Source organism: Streptomyces sp. ISL-11 (genome assembly GCF_018614525.1).
In the GTDB taxonomy this organism is placed as follows: Bacteria; Actinomycetota; Actinomycetes; order Streptomycetales; family Streptomycetaceae; genus Streptomyces.
On record NZ_JAGGOL010000147.1, the window covers coordinates 1 to 20,734 of the forward strand.

General features: G+C 73.6%; 20 protein-coding genes. 5 read left to right on the plus strand and 15 right to left on the minus strand.

Annotated elements, in window-relative coordinates; all coding sequences use genetic code 11:
• The coding region (locus J7E86_RS25480) for an aminodeoxychorismate/anthranilate synthase component II (RefSeq protein ID WP_215084608.1) at window positions 1-708 on the plus strand (708 nt) is incomplete at its 5' end.
• 97 nt (window positions 709-805) lie between these two features.
• On the opposite strand, the gene J7E86_RS25485 is transcribed toward J7E86_RS25480, so the two are convergent.
• From J7E86_RS25485 to J7E86_RS25500, 4 genes are read right to left on the minus strand one after another with little or no spacing between them, the layout of a single operon-like run.
• Window positions 806-1,837, minus strand: a complete 1,032-nt coding sequence (locus tag J7E86_RS25485; protein ID WP_215084610.1) for a 6-phosphofructokinase — start codon at window positions 1,835-1,837, stop codon at window positions 806-808.
• A 47-nt stretch (window positions 1,838-1,884) separates the two neighbouring features.
• Entirely contained in the window at window positions 1,885-2,556 is a 672-nt protein-coding gene (locus tag J7E86_RS25490) for a response regulator transcription factor (protein WP_215084612.1), read from the minus strand.
• Window positions 2,553-3,791 (minus strand): MacS family sensor histidine kinase, encoded by a 1,239-nt coding sequence (gene macS, locus J7E86_RS25495; RefSeq protein ID WP_251019661.1) that lies wholly within the window; start codon window positions 3,789-3,791, stop codon window positions 2,553-2,555. The genes J7E86_RS25490 and macS overlap by 4 nt, the downstream gene beginning before the upstream one ends.
• A 26-nt stretch (window positions 3,792-3,817) precedes the next feature.
• Window positions 3,818-4,579 carry a 1-acyl-sn-glycerol-3-phosphate acyltransferase gene (locus tag J7E86_RS25500; RefSeq protein ID WP_251019662.1) on the minus strand — a complete coding sequence of 254 codons (762 nt, stop codon included), beginning with the start codon at window positions 4,577-4,579 and terminating at the stop codon, window positions 3,818-3,820.
• A 112-nt stretch (window positions 4,580-4,691) separates the two neighbouring features.
• On the opposite strand from J7E86_RS25500, the gene J7E86_RS25505 reads away from it, so the two are divergent.
• Together J7E86_RS25505 and J7E86_RS25510 are read left to right on the plus strand one after the other, a co-directional pair.
• A complete protein-coding gene (locus J7E86_RS25505) occupies window positions 4,692-5,462 on the plus strand; it encodes a carboxylesterase (RefSeq protein ID WP_215084614.1) in 771 nt (256 codons plus the stop codon).
• Entirely contained in the window at window positions 5,455-6,024 is a 570-nt protein-coding gene (locus J7E86_RS25510) for a hypothetical protein (protein ID WP_215084616.1), read from the plus strand. Before J7E86_RS25505 ends, J7E86_RS25510 begins: the two co-directional genes overlap by 8 nt.
• Window positions 6,025-6,094: 70 nt before the next feature.
• On the opposite strand, the gene J7E86_RS25515 is transcribed toward J7E86_RS25510, so the two are convergent.
• The 6 genes from J7E86_RS25515 to J7E86_RS25540 form a co-directional block, all read right to left on the minus strand.
• Window positions 6,095-6,844 carry an endonuclease/exonuclease/phosphatase family protein gene (locus tag J7E86_RS25515; protein WP_215084618.1) on the minus strand — a complete coding sequence of 250 codons (750 nt, stop codon included), beginning with the start codon at window positions 6,842-6,844 and terminating at the stop codon, window positions 6,095-6,097.
• A 127-nt stretch (window positions 6,845-6,971) separates the two neighbouring features.
• Window positions 6,972-7,913 (minus strand): ROK family glucokinase, encoded by a 942-nt coding sequence (locus J7E86_RS25520; protein WP_215084620.1) that lies wholly within the window; start codon window positions 7,911-7,913, stop codon window positions 6,972-6,974.
• A gap of 57 nt (window positions 7,914-7,970) precedes the next feature.
• Window positions 7,971-8,444 (minus strand): DUF5304 domain-containing protein, encoded by a 474-nt coding sequence (locus J7E86_RS25525; RefSeq protein ID WP_215084622.1) that lies wholly within the window; start codon window positions 8,442-8,444, stop codon window positions 7,971-7,973.
• 56 nt (window positions 8,445-8,500) lie between these two features.
• The gene (locus J7E86_RS25530; protein ID WP_215084624.1) at window positions 8,501-9,808 is read right to left on the minus strand and encodes an ArsA family ATPase; all 1,308 of its coding nucleotides are present in this window, start codon (window positions 9,806-9,808) and stop codon (window positions 8,501-8,503) included.
• Window positions 9,809-9,899: 91 nt separating this feature from the next.
• Entirely contained in the window at window positions 9,900-10,349 is a 450-nt protein-coding gene (locus tag J7E86_RS25535; RefSeq protein WP_215084626.1) for an SRPBCC family protein, read from the minus strand.
• A gap of 69 nt (window positions 10,350-10,418) precedes the next feature.
• Window positions 10,419-11,180: a metallophosphoesterase gene (locus tag J7E86_RS25540; RefSeq protein ID WP_215084628.1), complete on the minus strand. Its 762-nt coding sequence runs from the start codon at window positions 11,178-11,180 to the stop codon at window positions 10,419-10,421.
• A 269-nt stretch (window positions 11,181-11,449) separates the two neighbouring features.
• Here J7E86_RS25540 and J7E86_RS25545 point away from each other — a divergent pair, with 269 nt between their 5' ends.
• Window positions 11,450-13,246 (plus strand): long-chain fatty acid--CoA ligase, encoded by a 1,797-nt coding sequence (locus J7E86_RS25545; RefSeq protein WP_215084630.1) that lies wholly within the window; start codon window positions 11,450-11,452, stop codon window positions 13,244-13,246.
• A gap of 78 nt (window positions 13,247-13,324) precedes the next feature.
• Here J7E86_RS25545 and J7E86_RS25550 read toward each other — a convergent pair whose 3' ends face one another.
• The gene (locus tag J7E86_RS25550; protein WP_215084632.1) at window positions 13,325-14,467 is read right to left on the minus strand and encodes a glycosyltransferase family 4 protein; all 1,143 of its coding nucleotides are present in this window, start codon (window positions 14,465-14,467) and stop codon (window positions 13,325-13,327) included.
• A gap of 169 nt (window positions 14,468-14,636) precedes the next feature.
• Between J7E86_RS25550 and J7E86_RS25555 the strand changes: the two genes are divergently transcribed.
• Window positions 14,637-15,875, plus strand: a complete 1,239-nt coding sequence (locus J7E86_RS25555) for a glycosyltransferase 87 family protein (RefSeq protein WP_374223860.1) — start codon at window positions 14,637-14,639, stop codon at window positions 15,873-15,875.
• 16 nt (window positions 15,876-15,891) lie between these two features.
• Here the strand turns inward: J7E86_RS25555 and J7E86_RS25560 are convergent, their stop codons facing one another.
• The 4 genes from J7E86_RS25560 to J7E86_RS25575 all read right to left on the minus strand — a co-directional run.
• Complete coding sequence (locus J7E86_RS25560) at window positions 15,892-17,229, minus strand: hypothetical protein (RefSeq protein ID WP_374223861.1); 1,338 nt, start codon at window positions 17,227-17,229, stop codon at window positions 15,892-15,894.
• Window positions 17,230-17,279: 50 nt separating this feature from the next.
• The gene (locus tag J7E86_RS25565; RefSeq protein ID WP_215084634.1) at window positions 17,280-18,335 is read right to left on the minus strand and encodes an NlpC/P60 family protein; all 1,056 of its coding nucleotides are present in this window, start codon (window positions 18,333-18,335) and stop codon (window positions 17,280-17,282) included.
• A gap of 251 nt (window positions 18,336-18,586) precedes the next feature.
• A complete protein-coding gene (locus tag J7E86_RS25570; protein WP_215084636.1) occupies window positions 18,587-19,645 on the minus strand; it encodes a C40 family peptidase in 1,059 nt (352 codons plus the stop codon).
• 258 nt (window positions 19,646-19,903) lie between these two features.
• Window positions 19,904-20,734 (minus strand): NYN domain-containing protein (locus J7E86_RS25575; RefSeq protein WP_215084637.1); only part of this gene is annotated, 831 nt, incomplete at its 5' end.

Consider the following 20,734-nt stretch of genomic DNA (forward strand, 5'->3'; position numbering starts at 1 on the left):
CCCGCGCGCCCTGCGGCCCGGCTCGCGGACGACCCGCGGGTGCGGGCGGCGCTCGACGCCCGCCGCGCGGACCTGGCCCCCTTCTGGCTGCGGATGCAGAGCCCCGCCTCGACGGCGCGGCTGAACGGCCACGCGCTCGTCGTCGACGGCGAGGACACGTTCACGGCGATGCTGGCGCACCTGCTGCGCACGTCCGGTCTGACGGTGACGGTGCGCCGCTTCGACGAGCCGGGCCTGCGGGAGGCGGCGCTGCGCCACGAGGGCCCGGTGGTGCTGGGGCCCGGCCCCGGAAACCCCTCGGACACCGCCGACCCGAAGATGCGACTGCTGCGCGAGCTGGCGGCGGAACTGCTGAAGCACCACCGGTACGGGCTGCTGGGCGTCTGCCTGGGCCACGAACTGATCGCGGCGGAGCTGGGCCTGGAGATCGTCCGCAAGACGGTGCCGTTCCAGGGCGCGCAGGAACGCATCGACTTCTTCGGCCGGGAGGAGACGGTGGGCTTCTACAACACGTTCACCGCTGTGTGCGGTGACGTGGCGGAGGCGGAGCTGGCGATGCACCGGATCGAATTGAGCCGGGACGCGGGGGGTGACGTGCACGCGGTGCGGGGGCCGGGCTTCGCCGGCGTTCAGTTCCACCCGGAGTCGGTGCTGACGCGGGACGGTGCGGCGATCGTGGCGGAGCTGCTGGCTTCGGTGCTGGTCTGAGGGTTCCCGCCCGCCCACCCTTGCCCTCAATCGCCGGGCGGGCTCAATTGAGCCCGCCCGGCGATTGAGGACACCCCGGCGGTAGCCGGGGCAAGGCTCAGCCGAAGAAGACCTTCACTTCCTCGTACGTCGCGGCCGGCACCGTCTTCAGCCGAGCCGTCGCCTCGCCGAGAGGCACGCGCACGATCTCCGTCCCCCGCAACGCCACCATCCGCCCGAAATCCCCGTCCCGCACCGCGGCGATCGCGTGCAGCCCGAACCGCGTCGCCAGCCACCGGTCGAACGCGCTCGGCGTCCCGCCCCGCTGGACGTGGCCCAGGACCGTCGTCCGCGCCTCCTCGCCCGTACGCCGTTCGATCTCCTTCGCCAGCCACTCGCCCACGCCGGACAGCCGTACGTGGCCGAAGGAGTCCTGGGCGGAGGCGTCCTTGAGGACGAGGTCGCCGTCCTTGGGCATGGCGCCCTCCGCGACCACCACGATCGGGGCGTAGCTGGCGCGGAAGCGGGACGTGACCCAGCCGCAGACCTCGTCGAGGTCGAAGCGCTGTTCCGGGATGAGGATGACGTTCGCGCCGCCGGCGAGGCCGGAGTGCAGGGCGATCCAGCCCGCGTGGCGGCCCATGACCTCCACGACGAGGACCCGCATGTGGGACTCGGCGGTGGTGTGCAGGCGGTCGATGGCCTCGGTGGCGATGTTGACGGCGGTGTCGAAGCCGAAGGTGTAGTCCGTGGCGGAGAGGTCGTTGTCGATGGTCTTGGGGACGCCGACGCAGCGGACGCCGTACTCGGCGTGGAGCCGGGCGGCGACGCCGAGCGTGTCCTCGCCGCCGATGGCGATCAGGGCGTCCACCTCGTCCTTGGCCAGGTGTTCCCGGATCCGGTGGACGCCGTCCCGCGTCGTGAACGGGTTGGTGCGCGAGGAGCCGAGCACCGTGCCGCCGCGCGGGAGGATGCCGCGGACGGCCTCGATGCCCAGCCGTACGGTCGTTCCGTCGAGCAGTCCGCGCCAACCGTCGCGGTAGCCGATGAATTCGTAGCGGTACTCCTGGACGCCCTTGCGGACGACCGCGCGGATGACCGCGTTGAGCCCGGGGCAGTCACCCCCGCCGGTCAGTACTCCGACCCGCATGACCTTCTCCCTCCAGCAGCCGGGAACGCCGCCCGGCCACCGCAGGGTCAGGCGTCGTCGAGACCTCGCTCTATCGCGTAGCGCACGAGCTCCACGCGGTTGTGCAACTGAAGCTTTCCCAAGGTGTTCTGCACATGGTTCTGCACCGTGCGGTGGGAAATAACCAGCCGCTCGGCGATCTGCTTGTACGACAGGCCCTTGGCGACGAGCCGCAGGACCTCCGTCTCGCGATCGGTCAGCCGGGGCGCCTCGGCCTCGTAAGGGGCGGCGGGGGCCGGGTCGGCGGCCAGCCGGCGGTACTCGCCGAGGACGAGGCCGGCGAGTCCGGGGGTGAAGACCGGGTCGCCGGCGGCGGTCCGGCGCACGGCGTCGACGAGCTCGTCCGTACTGGCCGACTTCAGCAGATAGCCGGTCGCCCCGGACTTCACCGCCTCCAGGACGTCGGCGTGCTCGCCGCTGGCGGAGAGGACCAGGACGCGCAGGGCGGGGTTCTCGCCGACCAGTTCCTTGCAGACCGCGACGCCGGGCAGGCCCGGCAGATTGAGGTCGAGGACCAGCACGTCGGGGGCGGCGGCCCGCGCGCGGCGCACCGCCTGGGGGCCGTCGCCGGCGGTCGCCACGACGTCGAACCCGGCCGCCGCCAGGTCGCGGGCGACCGCGTCACGCCACATGGGGTGGTCGTCGACCACCATGACCTTCACGGTCCGCTCGTCACTCATCGCTCGACCCCACTCCCCCGGGAAACTCTCGGAACCTTCAATTCGACCTCTGTGCCCTGGCCCGGGACGGACAGCAGCTCGGCGCTGCCGCCCAGGTCCAGCAGTCTGCCGCGGATCGACAGGGCGACGCCCATGCGTCCCTCCCGCTCGGCGTCGGCCAGCCGCCCCTCCGGGATGCCCGGGCCGTCGTCCCGCACGGTGACGATCACCGCGTCCGGTTCGTCCTCCAGCAGGATCCAGGCCCGCGCGCCGTCGCCGGCGTGCTTGCGGACGTTGTCCAGGGCGGCACCGACGGCGGCCGCCAGCTCCGCCGCGGCGGCCGCCTCCAGCAGGACGGGCGTGCCGGGACCGGCGAAGGACACGTCGGCGCCCGCGTGCGGGGCGAGCAGCGCCCCGACGTCGCAGGGACCCGACGGGGGCCGCGGAGCGGGTACGGGCTGTACGAGCCCGGCCAGCTCGGCGTCCTCGGCGGCCTGCGCCAAGGACCCCTGCGGGGGCAGCAGCCCGCCGGCGACCAGGGTGCGCAGCGCGATCTCCTGCTCACCGGCCATCCGGCCGAGCTCGGCCGCCTCGCCGCCCAGGGCCGCGCCCCGGCGCTGCACCATGGCCAGCACCTGCAGGACGCTGTCGTGGATGTCGCGGGCCAGCCGTTCGCGCTCGCGGGTCGCGGCCTCGATCTGGAGGGCGCGGGCGAGCGTGCGCTCACTGGCGCGGGCCACCTCGACGATGTAGCCGATGGCGATGGAGGAGACCCACACCAGCAGCACGTTGTGGACGGTGTCGCGGGCGGGACTGCCGCGCTCGGCGAGGTTGGCTGCGGCCACCAGCGTGGAGCCGGCGGCCGCCCAGCGCCAGCCGCCCTTGATGGCGCAGCCCAGCACGGCGCCGCCCGCCCATATGGACGGGAGCGTGGCCGCGCCGCTGTCGATGCGGTCGGCGGAGTCGACGAACGCGGTGAGCAGGATGCCGGCCAGCGCGATGCCGAGGTCGGCGGCCAGGAACCGCCGGGTGCAGCGTTCGGGCGAGGCGGTCCGCCGCCAGGTCAGCGCCATCCACAGGGCCAGTACGCCCATGTAGAGCGCGCCGGTGAGCGGGTGGGCGTACTCGCCGTAGTTGAAAACGAAAAGTGCGAGGGCGTATCCGAGCGTCAGGATCCGGTAGCCGGTCAGCGCGCGCCACAGCGGCAGCTCCACCGACATCCGTACGACGCGCGGCCTCTTGCTGCGCGGTGCCATCGTCCAACCCCCCGGTCCGGGCGCGGCTACGCCTCGGGCCGCTTGCCCGGCTTGTCGAGTCCGGCGGCCTTCGCCGCCTTCTCCTCCTCGGCCTTGCGCTTGGCCTCGTCCGCGATCGCCCGCTTGGCGGCGGTCGCGTAGACGTCCACGTACTCCTGGCCGGAGAGCTCCATGATCTTGTACATGACCTCGTCGGTCACCGAGCGCAGGATGAAGCGGTCGCCGTCCATGCCGTGGTAGCGGCTGAAGTCCAGCGGTTCGCCGATCCGGATGCCCGGCCGGATCATCTTGGGCAGGACCTTCCCGGGCGGCTGCACCTTCTCGGTGTCGATCATCGCGACGGGGATGACGGGGGCGCCGGACAGCAGTGCCACCCGGGCGAGGCCGCCGGGCTTGCCGCGGTAGAGCCGGCCGTCGGGGGAACGGGTGCCCTCGGGGTAGATCCCGAACAGCTCACCGCGCTCCAGCACCTCCAGGCCGCTCTTGATCGCCGCTTCGCCCGCGCCGCGACCGCCCGAACGGTCGACGGGCAGCTGACCCACGCCCTTGAAGAACGCGGCCGTCAGCTTTCCCTTGACTCCGGGGGAGGTGAAGTATTCCTGCTTCGCGATAAAGGTGATCTTGCGATCCAGTACCGCGGGAAGGAAGAAGGAGTCCGAGAACGAGAGGTGGTTGCTCGCCAGGATCGCGGGCCCTTCGGCCGGGATGTTCTCCAGCCCCTCCACCCACGGCCGGAAGGCAAGCTTCAGCGACCCGCCGATGGACAGCTTCATAGCGCCGTAGAACAACCGAGAACCTCCTGTAGTGACGAGGAGACCTTAACCTGCCTACCCGCCCGGCGGCGCTCCGCGTACGCTGAGGGCCAGACCCCTTTACCCGTTCCCCCGATCGGAGATTCCGGTGCCGCTCCTCCCCGGCGCCGAGCCGTTCCGCCACGACGGCGGAGAGGTCGGCGTCCTCGTGTGTCACGGCTTCACCGGTTCCCCGCAGTCCGTACGGCCCTGGGCCGAGCACCTCGCGGAGCGCGGTCTCACCGTCTCCCTGCCGCTGCTGCCGGGGCACGGCACCCGGTGGCAGGACATGCAGCTCACCGGCTGGCAGGACTGGTACGCCGAGGTGGACCGGGCGCTGGGAGAGCTGCGGGAGCACTGCTCCCGGGTGTTCGTCTGCGGCCTGTCGATGGGCGGTGCGCTGGCCCTGCGCCTGGCGGCGAAGCACGGCGCCGGCATCGCGGGCATCGTGCTGGTCAACCCCGCCAACAAGGTGCACGGCCTGGCCGCGAAGTCCCTGCCGGTGGTGCGCCACCTGGTGCCCACACAGGCGGGCATCGCCAGCGACATCGCCAAGCCGGGTGCCGAGGAGGTCGGCTACGACCGGGTGCCGCTGCACGCGGCGCACTCGCTGTACCGCTTCCTGCGGATGCTCGACGGCGAACTGCCGCAGGTGACACAGCCGTTGCTGCTGCTGCACAGCCCGGACGACCATGTCGTGCCGCCCGTCGACTCGGCGCGCATCCTGGCCCGCGTCTCGTCCCGCGACGTCACCGAGCGGCTGCTGGAGCGCAGCTATCACGTGGCGACCCTGGACCACGACGCGGAGCTGATCTTCGAGGAGACGTCCGCGTTCATCGGCCGGCTCACGGCGGACGTCGGGGCGGCACCCCATGGCTGAGCACGACGCGGACCACGACCGCGACCGCGACGACAGTCGCGACCCGCTGGACGAGGACGCGGCGTGGGCCGAGCTCGTCGCCGCGTACGGCGAGCAGCCGGACCCGGAGACCGGCCGCTGGCCCGCCACCGGGGACGCCCCGAAGGTCGAGGACGTGCCGCTCCCGGCCACCGACCAGCCCGCGGAGCCCGGCCCGGCGGCCCCGGAGCGGCCGGACCAGCCCGTGGGCGGCTTCATCGTGTACGCGCCCGGGGTCGGCCCGCGCGACTGGGACACGCCCGCCGCCGGCGAGGAGGACCTCGACGAGGCGGAGGAGGGCCACTTCGTCCCGCCGGAGCCCCCGCCGCTGCCCACCGGTGACGTCACGGCCCGCTTCGCCTGGATCGCGGTCCTGGGCGGCCCGTTCCTGCTGCTCGTCATGGTGCTGCTGCGGCAGGAACTGACCTGGTGGATCACGACGCTGGGCGTGGGCGGCTTCCTCGGCGGCTTCGCGACGCTGGTCCTGCGCATGAAGGACTCCGACGAGGACGACGACGACCCGGGCCGGGGAGCGGTGGTCTGAACGCTTCCGGCCGGGCGTTTCCAGCCCGGCCGGTGCTTGAGGGCCGGGGGTCCCGGGGCGGAGCCCCGTGCTACGAGGCCGGCACCCGCAGCGCGGCCAGCACCGGCAAATGGTCCGTCGCCGAGCGCAGGTCCGCCTCCGCAACTCCCGCCAATCCCATGGGGACCCCGCACCCCAGCACCTCCACACCCCCCGTCGCGAACACCGCGTCGATCCGCTGGAGCGGATCACCCAGCCGCGTCGTGTGCTCCCGCCCCCACGGCTTCGTCGCCCAGCCGTCCTGGAGGGATTCCGCGAGGAGCCCGAACGTCCGCCCGTCGGGACGGTCGTTGAGGTCGCCGGCCGCGACGGCGTGCGGGACGCCGAGGGCGGCCAGCCGCTCCAGGAGCAGCCGGCCCTGTGCGTGGCGCTCCCCGTCCTTGATGCTCAGATGGCAGCTGAGGACACCGAGCCGCACCCCGCCGAACCGCAGCACCGCCGTGGCGAAGCCGCGCTGGTGGAGGCCGGGAGTACGGGGCAGCAGGACGTCCTCGGTGCGCTCGACATGGGCGCGGAGCGAGGCGAGGATCATCGGCCCCGAGGCGGTGGCGCCGCCGGTGACGTACACCAGCCCGGACTCGCGGGCGAGGCGGGCGGCGGCCTTGCGCCAGCGGAAGAAGCGCGGGGCCTCCTGGACGCAGACGACGTCGGGGGCGCAGGCGCTGATGACGCGGCCGAGGGCGGGGACGTCGTCGCGCATGGAGCGGACGTTGTAGCTCAGGACCCGTACGACGACCGAGCCGTCGGGCTCCGTCCGGGATGCGGGGAGGTCGTGCGGCACGGTGCTTTCCCTTTCCGCGAGCCCGGCGGTGGCGGACCGGCAGCGACTGCCGGTGCGCCACCGCCGGACCACGACGTCGTGGTCGCTGTCCGCCGGGAACCCGGGACGCACCCCGGGAAGAGGGGTGTTACCCCTGACGCGCGAGGTCGGCGGCGCCGACCAGGCCGGCCTTGCCGCCCAGCTGCGCGGCGAGCACCTGCGCGTGCGGGCGCCACTGGCCGCCGATCAGCCAGCGCTTGAAGGACTTGCGGATGGGGTCGAGCACGAGGTCGCCCTCGTCCGAGACCCCGCCGCCGACGATGAACGCGGACGGGTCGAAGAGCGAGGCCAGGTCGGCCAGGCCCGCGCCCGCCCAGCGGGCCAGCTCGCGGAAGGAGTCGATGGCGACCGGGTCGCCCTGCCGGGCGGCGGCGCTGATGTGCTTGCCCTCGATGCCCTCGACCGTGCCGTCGCCGAGGCCCAGCAGGACCGTGGCGTTCTCCGGGGTGGCGTTGGCGCGCTGCTTGGCGTAGCGGACGAGGGCGCGCCCGGAGGCGTACTGCTCCCAGCAGCCCTGGCTGCCGCAGCCGCACAGCAGGCCGTCGGGGACGACCCGGATGTGGCCGAACTCGGCGGCCACGCCGAAGCGGCCGCGGCGCAGCTTGTTGCCGATGATGATGCCGCCGCCGAGGCCGGTGCCGAGGGTGATGCAGATGACGTCGTCGTGGCCCTGGCCGGCGCCGAAGCGGTATTCGCCCCAGGCCGCCGCGTTGGCGTCGTTCTCGACGACGACCGGGAGGCCGACGCGCTGCTCGACCTTGTCCTTCAGTGCCTCGTGGCGCCAGTTGATGTTCGGGGCGAAGAGGACCGTGGCGCGCTTGTCGTCCACGTAGCCCGCCGCGCCGATGCCGACCGCCTCGACGGCGTGGCCGGCGCTGACCGTGCGCACGGCGTCCGCGATGGCGTCGATGACCCCCTCGGGGGTCGGCGGGGTCGGCACCTTGCACGTCGCGAGGATGTTGCCGTCCTCGTCGACCACGCCGGCCGCGATCTTCGTGCCGCCGATGTCGACGCCGATGGTGAGTCCCATGTGTCCCTCAGTTTTTCGGTCCTGCCCCGCCGTCGACCACCGTACCGGAGGGCCAGGTCAGTCGAGGTCGATGCGCTCGGTTCCACCGGCGGGCGCATCGCCGTCGCCGGGCTTACCGGACGTTTTGGGCTCGGTGGGACCGCCCGTGGGCCCGCCGCGCGTCCAGCGGCCCTCCTGGCCCTGGACGGCGGCGCGGTAGGCGGCCAGCAGTTCGGAGCCGGCGGAGGCCAGGTGGTCGAAGACGTCGGGGTTGCGCTCGATGACCGGCTCGACGGCGGCCTTGGCCTGGGCCAGGACCTGCTGGACGACGTCCTGCGCGGCCACACCGGCCAGCGGCAGCTGGAAGGAGGCGACCTTGTCGGTCACGGCGTCGACGAGCTTGCGCAGCTCCTCGGCGGCGCTGCCGGGCTGCTGCCCGTACCGCTCACGGCGGCGGGCCCGCTCGGCGGCGAGGTCTTCGGCGCACGCCTGCTCCCAGGCATCGGGATCGGGCTCCCCGTGCGGTGCGGGGCGCTCGGTGGCATCGCTCATGGCGGACTCCTGCGACTGGTATTTCCTTCGACGTTACCTGAAGGGCGCGGGAGCGTTCAGGGAGTCCTCGGCCACAGGGCGGGGTCGGGCGTGAAGCGCACGCACAGGGCACCGTCGCGCAGGCCCGCGCCGGAGACGGTGCAGCGGCGCAGCGCGGACGGCAGGGGCAGGACGCGGCGGAACGGGCCGACACCGACGATCAGTTCGTCGCCGCGGCGTATGAGGTCGAGCGCGTCCCGGTCGGCGCCGGGCAGGGGCAGCCGCCACACCAGCACGCCGTCGGCGGCGAGGCGGTCCTCGACGGTCCAGGCGTCCGGCTCGGGGCTCGTGTCGGCGTCCCAGCCGTCGAGCTCGTCGGCCAGGCCCTCGCCCTCGACGACGCCGACGGCGCCGCTGCCGCCGCCGATGGTCGTCGAGGACGCGCGGGTGACCAGCTCGGCGAGGTCGGCGCGGCCGCGCGGGGCGCGGCCGAGGTGGGGCAGTTCGCAGACGGTGACGCCGTCGACGAGGAACTCCTCGTGCAGGGCCTTGTGCGCCGTCCGCTGCTCGGCGGCGAGACCTGCCAGCCAGTCGCCCGCGGAGGTGTCCGGGAGCAGCCGGTTGGCGACGAGGGTGTCCACGCGGCAGCCCTGGAGGGCGAGGCCGGCGCGGGTCAGGCGCAGTTCCTCGACGGCGAGCGGCCCGGGTTCGGCCACCAGGCGCACGGTCGTGCCGGCCGCCTCGACCACGTCCTGGACGGCGGCGAGCTCGGCCTCCCAGCGCTCGGCGGTCTCGTACAGCCGCTGCGCGGGCATCGGCACACCGGCGAGCTGGGCGAGCATCGGGCGCAGCGCGCGGGCGGCCTGCCGCTCGGCGGGCAGCAGCCGGCGCAGGTAGCGCCGGAGCTGCTCGGGCAGGGCGAGCAGCCGCACGGTCTCGTGCGCGGGCGGCATGTCGACGACGAGCAGGTCCCAGCCGTCGCGTCCGGCGTGGGCGGCGCGCAGGGCGGAGAGGACGGCGAGGGGTTCGGCGCCGGGGAGTTCGGTGAGTTCCTCGGGGTCGAGGGGGGTGGCGCCGAGGAGGTCGAAGAGGGAGGCGCCGCGCTCCTGGAGGTCGCGGGCGCGGTCCTCGAAGTGCGCGCCGGTGGCGATGCGGGCGGCCCACAGGCCGGGGGCGGCCTCGACGGGCGGCCCCCAGGGGGTGCCGTCGGTCACGCCGGCGGTGGGCCGGGGCAGCGCGGTGCCGAGCACCGCTTCCGGGGCGGGGCCCCGGTCGCAGGTCAGCAGCAGTACGCGGCGGCCCTTGCGGGCCGCGGCGAGCGCCGTGGCCGCCGCCGTGGTGGTGCGGCCCGCGCCGCCGGGACCGGTGACGAGGACCGTGCGCAAGGTGGAGCCTCCGGCAGTGAGGTGCGTGGTTCGGTGGGGGGCGTCCGGCGAGGGGTGCCGGTGGGGCCGGTGGGGGAGGTACCGCCGGGTGTCAGGACGCCGTGCCGCTCTCGACCCGCTGCTTGAGGCCGTCGAGGGCGCGGTCGATGATGACCTTCTCCGCCTTGCGCTTGATCATTCCGAGCATCGGGATCTTGACGTCGACCGTCAGCTGGTAGGTGACCTTGGTGTGGGCGCCGCCCGCCGCCGGTTCCAGGCTGTACGAGCCGTCGAGCTGGCGCAGCATCTGGGACTTGACCAGCGACCAGCTGACGACGTTCTCCGCGGGCCAGCTGTAGGCCAGCGTGTGGTCGTCCTTGATCGCACCGGCGTCCAGGACCAGCCGTACCTGCGCGGCGCGGCCCCGGTCGTCCGTGGCGAGCACCTCGGCCTGCTTGACCTCCCCGGTCCACTCCGCGTAGCGGTCGAAGTCCGCGATCACCGCCATGACCTCGGCGGGTGTCGCCTCGATCGTGATGCTCGAGCTGGTGTGTTCCGCCATCTGTGTGGCTCCTCCGTACCGGTCCGCCGCCTCGAATACCTGCCGGTGCAGGCTACCTCGCGCCGTCGGTCACCACTCCAGCACCCAGGGTGTACCGCTGGAGGCGAAGTGGCCGACGTTGACGCATTCCGTTCCGCCGATCCGCATCCGCCGGGCGAGCGGCTGGTGGACGTGGCCGAAGAGGGCGTACGCGGGCCGGGTCGCGCGGATCGCCTCCAGCAGGGCGGAGCTGCCGCGCTCGAAGCGGCGGGCGACGGTGTCGTAGCAGAGTTCGGGCACGTCGGGCGGGATGTGGGAGCACAGGACGTCGACCTCGCCGAGGGCGGCGATCTTCTCGGCGTACGTCTCGTCGTCGATCTCGTGGGGCGTGCGCATGGGCGTGCGCAGGCCACCGCCGACGAATCCGAAGACGCGGCCGCCGATCTCCACCCGCTCGCCGTCGAGGACGGTGGTGCCGGCGCCGGCGTACTCGGGCCACAGCCGGGGGATGTCGACGTTGCCGTAGGTGGCGTAGGTGGGGGTGGGGAAGGCGGCGAAGAGCTCGGCGTACTGCTTGCGGACCGCGGCCTCGACGGCGGCGTCGCGGTCGATGCCCTGCCACAGGCGCCGCCCGAGCTCGCGGGCCTCCTCGAAGCGGCGGGCGGTGCGCAGCTCCACGATCAGGTCGGCGTTCTCGACGCCGAACAGCTCGGGGAAGATGCCGCGCGAGTGGTCGGCGTAGTCGAGGAACAGGACGAGGTCGCCGAGGCACACCAGGGCGTCGGCGCCGTCGCCCGCCCGCGCGAGCCCCTCGCTGTTGCCGTGCACATCGCTGACCACGTGAACTCGCATGCCGATCACCCTAGGCTCTGCGGGAGGGCTCCGGTAGGTCCCCGACCTGCGGTTACTTCCGGGTCACCGAGCGGAGGAGCTAGGGTTCGCAGAGCAGTCCCGTGGCATGTGACGCAGAGAACATCTGGCCGTGACCCCCTATTCGAAAGCGATACCGGTGGGTAACGTCCGGGCAGTCCACTACCCCCCTTGCCTGATTCATGGACCGCAGCCGACGCAGCGCCCCCCAACGACGCGGCGGCGCCGGCGCCCGACGAGGAGCAGCAGTCTTGCGCGAGTTCAGCCTTCCGGCCCTCTATGAGGTCCCTGCGGACGGAAACCTGACGGATCTCATCCGCCGCAACGCCGCGCAGCGCCCCGACGTCGCCGTCATAGGGCGCAAGGTCGACGGCCGCTGGGAGGACGTCACCGCCGTCGCCTTCCTGGCCGAGGTCCGTGCGGCGGCCAAGGGCCTCATGGCTTCCGGTGTGCGGCCGGGAGACCGGGTGGGCCTGATGTCCCGCACCCGCTACGAGTGGACGCTGCTGGACTTCGCCATCTGGAGCGCCGGCGGCGTGACGGTGCCGGTGTACGAGACCAGCTCGCCCGAGCAGATCCAGTGGATCCTCGGCGACTCCGGCGCGGTCGCCTGCGTCGTCGAGAGCGAGACGCACGAGTCGGCCGTGGAGTCCGTGCGCGACCGGCTGCCCGACCTCCGGCACGTCTGGCGGATCGAGGGCGACGCGGTCGAGCGGCTGTGCGAGGCCGGTACGGGCCTGACCGACGAGGAGGTCGACGAGCGCAGCGCGCTCGCCAACGCCGACTCGCCCGCGACCATCGTCTACACCTCCGGCACCACCGGGCGCCCCAAGGGCTGCGTGCTCTCCCACCGCGCGTTCTTCGTGGAGTGCGGCAACGCGGTGGAGCGCCTGAAGCCGCTGTTCAACACCGGCGACTCGTCCGTGCTGCTGTTCCTGCCCACCGCCCACGTCTTCGGGCGGCTGGTCGAGATCTCCGCGGTGCTCGCCCCGATCAAGCTGGGCTGCGTTCCCGACATCCGGAACCTGACCGAGGAGCTCGCCTCCTTCCGGCCGACGCTGATCCTGGGCGTGCCGCGCGTCTTCGAGAAGGTCTACAACTCCGCCCGCGCCAAGGCCCAGGCCGACGGCAAGGGCAAGATCTTCGACCGGGCCGCCGACGCCGCCATCGCGTACAGCCGCGCGAGCGACACCTCGGCCGGCCCGTCGCTGGGCCTGCGCATCAAGCACGCGATCTTCGACAAGCTGGTCTACGGCAAGCTCCGCGCGGTCCTCGGCGGCCGGGCGACGCACGCCATCTCCGGTGGCGCGCCGCTGGGCGAGCGCCTGGGCCACTTCTACCGGGGCATCGGCTTCACCGTCCTGGAGGGCTACGGCCTCACCGAGTCCTGCGCGGCGACCGCCTTCAACCCCTGGGACCGGCAGAAGATCGGTACGGTCGGCCAGCCGCTGCCCGGCTCGGTCGTGCGGATCGCCGACGACGGCGAGGTGCTGCTGCACGGCGAGCACCTCTTCCAGGGCTACTGGAACAACGAGCAGGCGACGCGGGACGCGCTCTCCGACGGCTGGTTCCACACCGGCGACCTGGGCACGCTCGACGAGGACGGCTACCTCACGATCACCGGCCGGAAGAAGGAGATCATCGTCACGGCGGGCGGCAAGAACGTCGCGCCGGCCGTGATCGAGGACCGCATCCGCGCCCATGCCCTGATCGCCGAGTGCATGGTGGTCGGTGACGCCCGCCCCTTCGTCGGTGCGCTGATCACGCTGGACGAGGACTTCCTGCCCCGGTGGCTCTCCGAGCACGGCAAGCCGGCGGGTACGAAGCCGGCCGAGCTGGCGAACGACCCGGAGCTGCTGGCGGAGGTGCAGAAGGCCGTCGACGACGGCAACGCGGCGGTCTCCAAGGCGGAGTCGGTCCGTAAGTTCCGCATCCTGCCGGCGCAGTTCACGGAGGATTCCGGGCATGTGACGCCGTCGCTGAAGCTGAAGCGGAACGTGGTCGCGAAGGACTTCGCGGACGAGATCGAGGCGATCTACCGCGCGTAGCGGTTCCGGTCACCGATGGCCCTCAATCGCCGGGCGGGCTCGAAGGAGCCTGCCCGGCGATCGAGGGCATCTTTCATTTCACAGCAGCAACTTCAGGCGGTCCGCCAAGAGGTCCCAGCGCCACTTCTCCTCGACCCACTGCCGCCCCCGCTCCCCCATCGCGCGCCGCAGTTCGGGGTCGTTGAGCAGCGTGACGATACGGTCCGCGGACTCCTCCGCGGAGCCGCCCCGTACGACGTACCCCGTCTCCCCCTCCAGGACCGCGTCCGGTGCCCCGCCGGAGTCGCCGGCGACCACCGGGAGGCCCGTCGCGGATGCCTCCAGGTAGACGATGCCGAGCCCTTCGACGTCCAGGCCGCCCCTGCGCGTGCGGCACGGCATGGCGAAGACGTCGCCGGCGCCGTAGTGCGCGGGGAGCTCCTCCCACGGCACGGGGCCGGTGAAGCGGACCGCGTCGGCCACGCCCGTCTCCGTCGCCAGCTTCCGCAGGTCCGCGCCGTACGGGCCGCCGCCCACGATCAGCAGGACGGTGTCGGGGACCGCCGCCAGGATGCGCGGCATGGCGCGGATCAGGGTGTCCTGGCCCTTGCGGGGCACGAGCCGGGAGACGCAGACGACGACCGGGCGGTCGGCGAGGCCGAGCCGGGCCCGGACCTCGGCGCCGCCGGAGGCCGGGTGGAAGGTCTTCTCGTCGACGCCGGGCGGCAGTTGGACCATCCGCGCGGCCGCCTCGTCCGTGAGCGCGGCCGCGATCCGCGACCGGGTGTACTCGCCCAGATAGGTGAGCGTGTCCGTGCCCTCGCCGATCCGCCGCAGCAACTGCCGGGAGGCGGGCAGTTGCGCCCAGCCCGCCTCGTGGCCGTGGGTCGTGCCGACCAGCCTGCGGGCGCCGGCCCGGCGCAGCGCGGGGGCCATCAGCCCGAGCGGCGCGGCGGCCCCGAACCACACGGAGGAGCAGCCGTGTTCGCGCAGCAGGCCGGCCGCGCGCCGCGTCACCCGGGGGGTGGGCAGCAGCATGGTCGTCCGGTCGCGCACCACCGTGAACGGCTGGGCGGCGTCGAAGCGGGCGGTGGCCTCGGCGCCCTCCTGTCCGCGCTTCCAGGTGGAGGCATAGACCACGAGGTCGGCCGGGTCCAGGCGCAGCGCCATGTTGTGCAGGAACGCCTGGATGCCGCCGGGCCGGGGCGGGAAGTCGTTGGTGACGATGAGGGTCTTGTGCATCGCGCCCGACAGTACCGGGTGTGCCGTCGGCGGCCTCTCCCAGGCGGCGATCGGGCGGCAACGGCCCCGCGTACCGCCACGTCACCGCGCGCGGGCGCCGCGGGCGGGCATCATGCCTTGCAGTAGCGGCGCGCGGACGGCGTGGAGTGGACCGTGAAGGGCGAGGTGAATGATGGCGGGCGCTGGATTGCGGCTCTCGGTCGCGGTGTGGGCCGTCACCCGGGTCGTGCTGCTGATGTGCGTGTTCCGGGTGTGGGTGCTGCCGGGGTCGGACGTCTCCGTCGACATCGAGGTGATCTACCAGGGCTGGTACGGGGTGCTGCGCACCGGCACCTTCCCGTACGACGACGTGACCTGGCAGTACCCGCCGGCCGCCGCGCTCGCCGTGCTGGCGCCCGGGCTGCTGCCGTTCCTGGCGTACGCCCCGGCGTTCTTCATGGTGTGCTTCCTGGCGGACGCGGTGGTCTTCGCGCTGCTGCTGTACGTGGTGCGGGGCGGCAGGCGCAGCGCCAAGGGCGTGTGGGTGTGGGTGGTGGGCGTCCCGCTGCTGGGGCCGATCGTCTACGCGCGCTATGACGTGATGGTGACGGCGGTGGCCGTCGCGGCGCTGCTGGCGGCGGGGCGGCGGAGCCGGCTGGCGGGGGCGCTGGTGGGGTTCGGGGCGCTGCTCAAGGTGTGGCCGGTGCTGCTGCTGGTGGGTACGCCGCGCGGTTCCCGTACCCGTGCCGTGTGGAGCGCGGCGCTGGCCGCGGCCGCGGCGCTGGGGCTGCTGTTCGCGGTGACGATGCCGGGGGCGCTGGCGTTCCTGACGTTCCAGCGGGACCGGGGCACGGAGGTGGAGTCGCTGGGGTCGCTGGTCTTCCATCTGGGCCGGCACGTCGGCTGGCACGGGCACGCGCGGCTGCACTACGGCTCGGTGGAGTTCCTCGGCCCGTATGTCCGCACGATGAGCCGACTGGCGCTGGTGCTGAGCGTGCTGGCCTTCGCGTGGCTGCTGCTGTGGCGGCTGCGGGCGCGCCGGTTCACGGCGTGCACGCCCTCGGACGCCGCCTTCGCGGCGGTGCTGCTGTTCACCACGACCAGCCGGGTGATCAGCCCGCAGTACCTGGTGTGGCTGATCGGTCTGGCGGCGGTGTGCGTGACGATGCGGACGACGCGTCAGGGGCTGCCGATCATGCTGGTGCTGGTGGCGGCGCCGCTCACCCAGCTGGAGTTCCCCATCTGGTTCTCGCACGTGGTGGCCAGCGACAAGCTGGGGGTGGCGACGCTGACGCTGCGCAACGCCCTGCTGGTGGTGGCGACGCTGATCTCCTGCACCCGGCTGTGGCGGGAGACGGTGACCGAGGCGGGGCCGGCCGGGGCGACGGATCCGCCCGCCGAGAAGGAGCCCGCGCTGACCGCGCGCTGAGGACGCGGCGGCGCGTTCAGCGCAGTTCGCTCGCGGTGTAGGCGCGCCACTGCTCGGTGAAGCCGGCCTGCGAGACGCCCAGGACCGAGCGCAGCGCCGAGGCGACCGCCCCCGGCCGCCGGTCGTGGTCGCCGACGGCGCGGTAGAAGGCGACGAGCTTCTCCTCGCCCCAGCGGTCGGCGATCATCCGGCAGGCGAGCCAGCCCTCCTCGTAGGCGCGGGCCAGCCGCCCGGCCTCGCCCGCGAAGCCGAAGTCCTCGTCGGTGGGCAGCTCGCGCGGGCTCCGGCCGGCGGCCACCGCGCGGACGAGCTCGGGCGCGGCCTGGCGGGCGGTGCGGTCGGTGCCCCGGTAGGCGGCCCAGTCGGCGAAGCCCTCGGACAGCCACAGCGGGGTGGCCGCCGAGGTCAGGGCGCGGGTGGCGACGTGGGCGGTCTCGTGGGTGAGGACGACCTGGCGGCCGAAGGTGCCGAGCGCCCCGTACGCCTGGGGGTTGACGATGACGCGGTCGGCGGGGGCCTTGCCGGTGCCGCCGACCTCGCCGGTGGTCACGGCGGCGATGCCCCGGTAGTTGGACACCGGCGAGTCCAGGAGGGCGGCCATCTCCTCCACGGAGGCGGGCATCTCGACGACGACCCGGCCGGGCCAGGCGCTCGCGCCCCGGCCCGCGCCCTGGCCGGTCCCCTCCTGTCGCCAGGCCGCGGAGACGGCGGGCACCGCGCGGTCGGCGGCGCGCGCCAGGTCGGTGAGCCGCTGCCGGTCCTGGCCGACGCCGAGGACCAGGCTGCGCTCGCCCCGTACGGCGGTGACGGCGCCCTGCTCCCACAGGTGCCGGTGGGCGCTGCGGGTGTCCTCGGCGGCGACGTACCACCGCTTGTCGCGCTCGACGAGCGTGAGGCGGGCGGTGGTGGTGACCGGAGCGGTGTCGTAGCCGGCCAGCCGGTAGCGCAGCTCGGCCTCGGCGGCGATCCGGCGGCCGTCGCCCTGGGCGGGCGCGAACCCGCCGGTGCGCACCAGGCGGTAGGTCCAGGAGGCCAGGGGCACGGCGGCGAGGTTGGTGAAGACCTTCCGCTGCTCGGCGCGGTAGCCCTCGGCGGCCGGGTCCACGGCGGCGAGGAAGGCCCGCTCGTCCCTCTCGCGCAGGGCTGTCGCCCAGCGGTCCAGCAGGGCCCGTACGGCCCGGTCGTCGGAGTCCGGGCCGGTGGACAGGCCCAGGGCGCCGCAGCCGCACAGCGCCTGGAGCGTGAGCAGGGCGGCCGCCAGCGCGCATCCCGCCCGGCGCGCCCGCGCACGCCGCGCACCGGGGTCACCCTCGGGCTTTTCCCCGTGTCCGCTCCACCACCACCGGCCCGTCACGTCCCGCATCGTATGAGCCGTGCGCCCCGGGGCGTGCGCTCAGGGCGCGGTCATGGCCGGGTCACGGAGGAAATCGGCATCATGTTGGCCGGGTCGTAGCGCACCCGCGCGCCGGGATACGGGGCGTGGACGACCTGGCCGTTGCCCACGTACATGGCCACATGGCTGGCGTCGCTGCGGTAGATCACCAGGTCACCGGGCTGGGCGTCGGACAGCGACACATGGCGGCCGGCGTTGCGCTGCGCCTGCGAGGTGCGCGGCAGGCCCACCCCGGCCCGGCCGTAGGCCCACTGCGTCAGGCCGGAGCAGTCGAAGGCGCCCGGGCCGCTCGCGCCCCACGCGTAGGGCGAGCCGACGGCCGAGCGGGCCGCCAGGGCCGCTGCGGCGCCGCGGGAGGAGACGGCCACGAGGTCCGGCAGGCCGGCGAGGGCGCCCTCGGAGCGGTCCCCGTCGGAGCGCGAGGCCCGCCCGTACGCCTCCCGGTCCTCCGGCGGCAGCGAGTTCAGCAGCCTGCGCGCGGTGGCCAGCTTCGTCTCGACCTCCCGCTTGCGCTCCCGCACGGCCCGGCGGGTGTCCTCCAGCTGTCCCAGGACGCGCACCGCCTCCGTCCGCTCCTGGCGCAGGGCGCGCTGCGCCTCCAGGAGCGTCCGGAGCTCCTCGGCCTGTCGGCCGGTGACGCGGTCGAGGGTGGCGGCGCGTTCGAGGTAGCCGTCGGGGTCGGAGGAGAGCAGCAGCTGGATGGCCGGGTCGACGGCGCCGTTGCGGTACTGCGCGGTGGCGATCATGCCCAGGGAGCGGCGCATCCGGTTGACCCGCTCCTGGCCGCGCGCGACGCGGTCGGTGATCTGCTCCACCTTCTCCCGCAGGCTGTCCGCGCGCTCGTCGGCCGCGTTGTACTTCTCGGTGGCCCGCTCCGCCTCCTCGTAGAGCTTGTCCACCCGTGCCTTCACCGCCGGGGTGGACCCGCCGTCGCCGGCGGGGCCGCCGGGCCGGGCGCCCGCGGGTGTCGTGAGGCCGGCCGCCGCGGTGGCCACGGCGGCGGACAGGACGGTGACCCGGACGGTCTGCGTGAGACCGGACTGCGTGGGACGGCGATGGAACGCCACAGGCTGCCGCACTCCCTTCCTCTGCTTCCACGGTGGGAGCGGCCCCCTTGCCGCCCCGGGAAGGGGCGGGCTTCGTGCCGGGCGCCGCGCGCCAGACAGTAGCGGCGTGCTCACCCCCGGTTCAAAGACCGCAGCGCGCAAGAAAACTGACGCCCCGCCGGAGACGCAGGTCACCGGCGGGGCGTGGAGTCAGCGGAGGGCGCCGCGATTCGCCCGAACGGGCGGCGGCTCAGCCATTCGGCCCAGTGGCGTCAGCCGATGCGGACGCCGAACTGGAAGGGCATGTTGCCCATGGACTCGTAGCGCACGCTGGCGCCCGGCTTGGGGGCGTGCAGGGTCATGCCGTTGCCCGCGTAGAGACCGATGTGGTGCAGATCGCCGTAGAAGAGCACGAGATCGCCCGGCTTGAGCTGGCTCTGGTCGTAGATGCGGGTGCCGGCGTTGGCCTGGTCCTCGGAGACGCGCGGCAGGGTGACGCCGGCCTGGGCGTAGGCCCAGCCGGTCAGTCCGGAGCAGTCGAAGGAGCCCGGGCCGGTCGCGCCCCAGACGTAGGGGGAGCCGATCTTGCCCTGCGCGGCGGCGAGCGCGGCGCCGGCGCGCCCCGAGGTGGGGACGTTCTTGCCGAGGTCCGGGCGGTCGGCGTTGCCGCGCCCGGCGCGCGAGTCGCCGGACTTGGCGCCGTCCTTGCCCTCGTCGCCGGCTATCTCGGCGCGTTCCTTGGCGGTGAGGGTGTTCAGCAGCTCCTTGGCCTCGGAGAGCTTGCCCTGCACCTCCTCCTTCTTGTCGCCGAGCGCCTTGCGGGTCTCGGCGAGGTCCTTGAGCTTGCCGGTGGCCTCGCTGCGCTGCTGCTTGAGCGTGCGCTGCTTCTCGGTGATCTGCTTGAGGGTGTCGGCCTGCTTGGAACCGAGCTGGTTGAGGGTGGACGCCTTCTCCAGGAAGCTGTCCGGGTCCGAGGAGAGGAGCAGCTGGAGGGAGGGGTCGATGGCGCCGCTGCGGTACTGCGCGGTGGCCACCGCACCGAGGCTGTTGCGGAGCTTGTTGAGCTCCTCCTGGCCGCGGGCGACCTTGTCCTGGAGGTCGCCGACCTGCCCGTCGAGCTTCTCCTGCTTCTCCTTGGCCCCGTTGTACTTCTCGGTGGCCTGCTCCGCCTCGTCGTAGAGCTTGTCGACCTTGGCCTTGACATCGGCCTTGGAGGGCTGCGGGTCGGCGTGCGCGGCCTGGGCCGAGAGGGCGACGGCAGCGGCGGCGGTCGCGGTGAGCACGGTCACCCGGGTGCGGCCCGGCTGCTTGGGTCGACGGTGGGACGCCACGGAGACGAGCTCCTTCTTCCTCGACCGCCTGGCGCGCGGAGTCCGCGGTTCGGCGGGACCTTCGCCGACATCCCGAATGGACGATCGACCGCGCGAAGGTTCGAGGCCCGACCTTAGTGACCTCCGTATGATCCGTTCAAATCATCATGAGCAAAATCTCGCCCCACGTACACATCCTTTACTCACAGGACACGCTGGGTAAGGGGAATTTGACGCTCCGGTAGCTGCGGGTCGCTCAACCGCCCGCAGCGGCCTCGCTCAGGTGCGCGCGAGCCGCTTGAGCAGCAGCGCCGAGGCCACCGGCCGCGCGCCCGCCTTCGCCACCCCGTCGGCCACCTCGCGGTCGGTGGAGACCACCACCACCGGCCGGCCCGGCGGCTCGGCCCGCACCAGCTGACGGATCAGCTCGTCCGCGGTCACCCCCGGCTTGCTGAACAGCACCCGCACCCCGCGCGGCGGCGCGAGCAGCACCGGCGCGGCCAGCTCGGCGCCGTCGAAGACGCACGTCATCTCCGCGCCCGTCTGTGCGGCCAGCATCGCGAGCCCGCCCAGCAGCCGCAGCCGCTGCTTGTCCAACGGCATCGTCGGATAGCCGGTCTTGGTGACGTTGTAGCCGTCGACCACCAGATGCGCCTGCGGCAGCGCCAGCAGCTGGTCCAGCAGCGCCGGGTCGGTCTCCGACAGCGCGCGGGTGGCGATGTCCTTCGGCGTCATCCGCCCCGGCTCCACCGCGTCCACCGTGTCGGCGGGGTGCACGGACACCGGCGGCAGCGCCAGCTCGCGCCGCAGCCCCTGCGCCGCGTCCAGGACCGTGTCCAGCAGCAGCCGCAGCCGCATGTCCTCCACGCTGCGCCCCTCGCGCACCGCCCGCCGGCCGGCCTCCAGCGCCGCGTCGGCCTCCGCCAGCCGCGCCTTGAGCCGGCGCGACTCGCCCAGAGCCGCCGCCTTCTCGGCCGCCGCGGCCGTGCGTACGCCCTCCAGCTCCGCCTCGGCCTTGCGCAGCGCGGCCTCGCCGCGCCGCACGTCGCTGAGCGCGCTGCGCAGCTTGCGCTGGAGCGCGTCGGTCTCCCTGCGCGCCGACTCCAGCTC

Coding starts and splice junctions, on each gene's coding strand:
- J7E86_RS25555 (WP_374223860.1), top strand. CDS start 14,637: ATGATGGCGGGCGCTGGATTGCGGCTCTCGGTCGCGGTGTGGGCCGTC.
- macS (WP_251019661.1), bottom strand. CDS start 3,791: ATGGCACCGCGCAGCAAGAGGCCGCGCGTCGTACGGATGTCGGTGGAG.
- J7E86_RS25535 (WP_215084626.1), bottom strand. CDS start 10,349: ATGGCGGAACACACCAGCTCGAGCATCACGATCGAGGCGACACCCGCC.
- J7E86_RS25520 (WP_215084620.1), bottom strand. CDS start 7,913: ATGGGACTCACCATCGGCGTCGACATCGGCGGCACGAAGATCGCGGCC.
- J7E86_RS25485 (WP_215084610.1), bottom strand. CDS start 1,837: ATGCGGGTCGGAGTACTGACCGGCGGGGGTGACTGCCCCGGGCTCAAC.
- J7E86_RS25540 (WP_215084628.1), bottom strand. CDS start 11,180: ATGCGAGTTCACGTGGTCAGCGATGTGCACGGCAACAGCGAGGGGCTC.
- J7E86_RS25490 (WP_215084612.1), bottom strand. CDS start 2,556: ATGAGTGACGAGCGGACCGTGAAGGTCATGGTGGTCGACGACCACCCC.
- J7E86_RS25550 (WP_215084632.1), bottom strand. CDS start 14,467: ATGCACAAGACCCTCATCGTCACCAACGACTTCCCGCCCCGGCCCGGC.
- J7E86_RS25510 (WP_215084616.1), top strand. CDS start 5,455: ATGGCTGAGCACGACGCGGACCACGACCGCGACCGCGACGACAGTCGC.
- J7E86_RS25525 (WP_215084622.1), bottom strand. CDS start 8,444: ATGAGCGATGCCACCGAGCGCCCCGCACCGCACGGGGAGCCCGATCCC.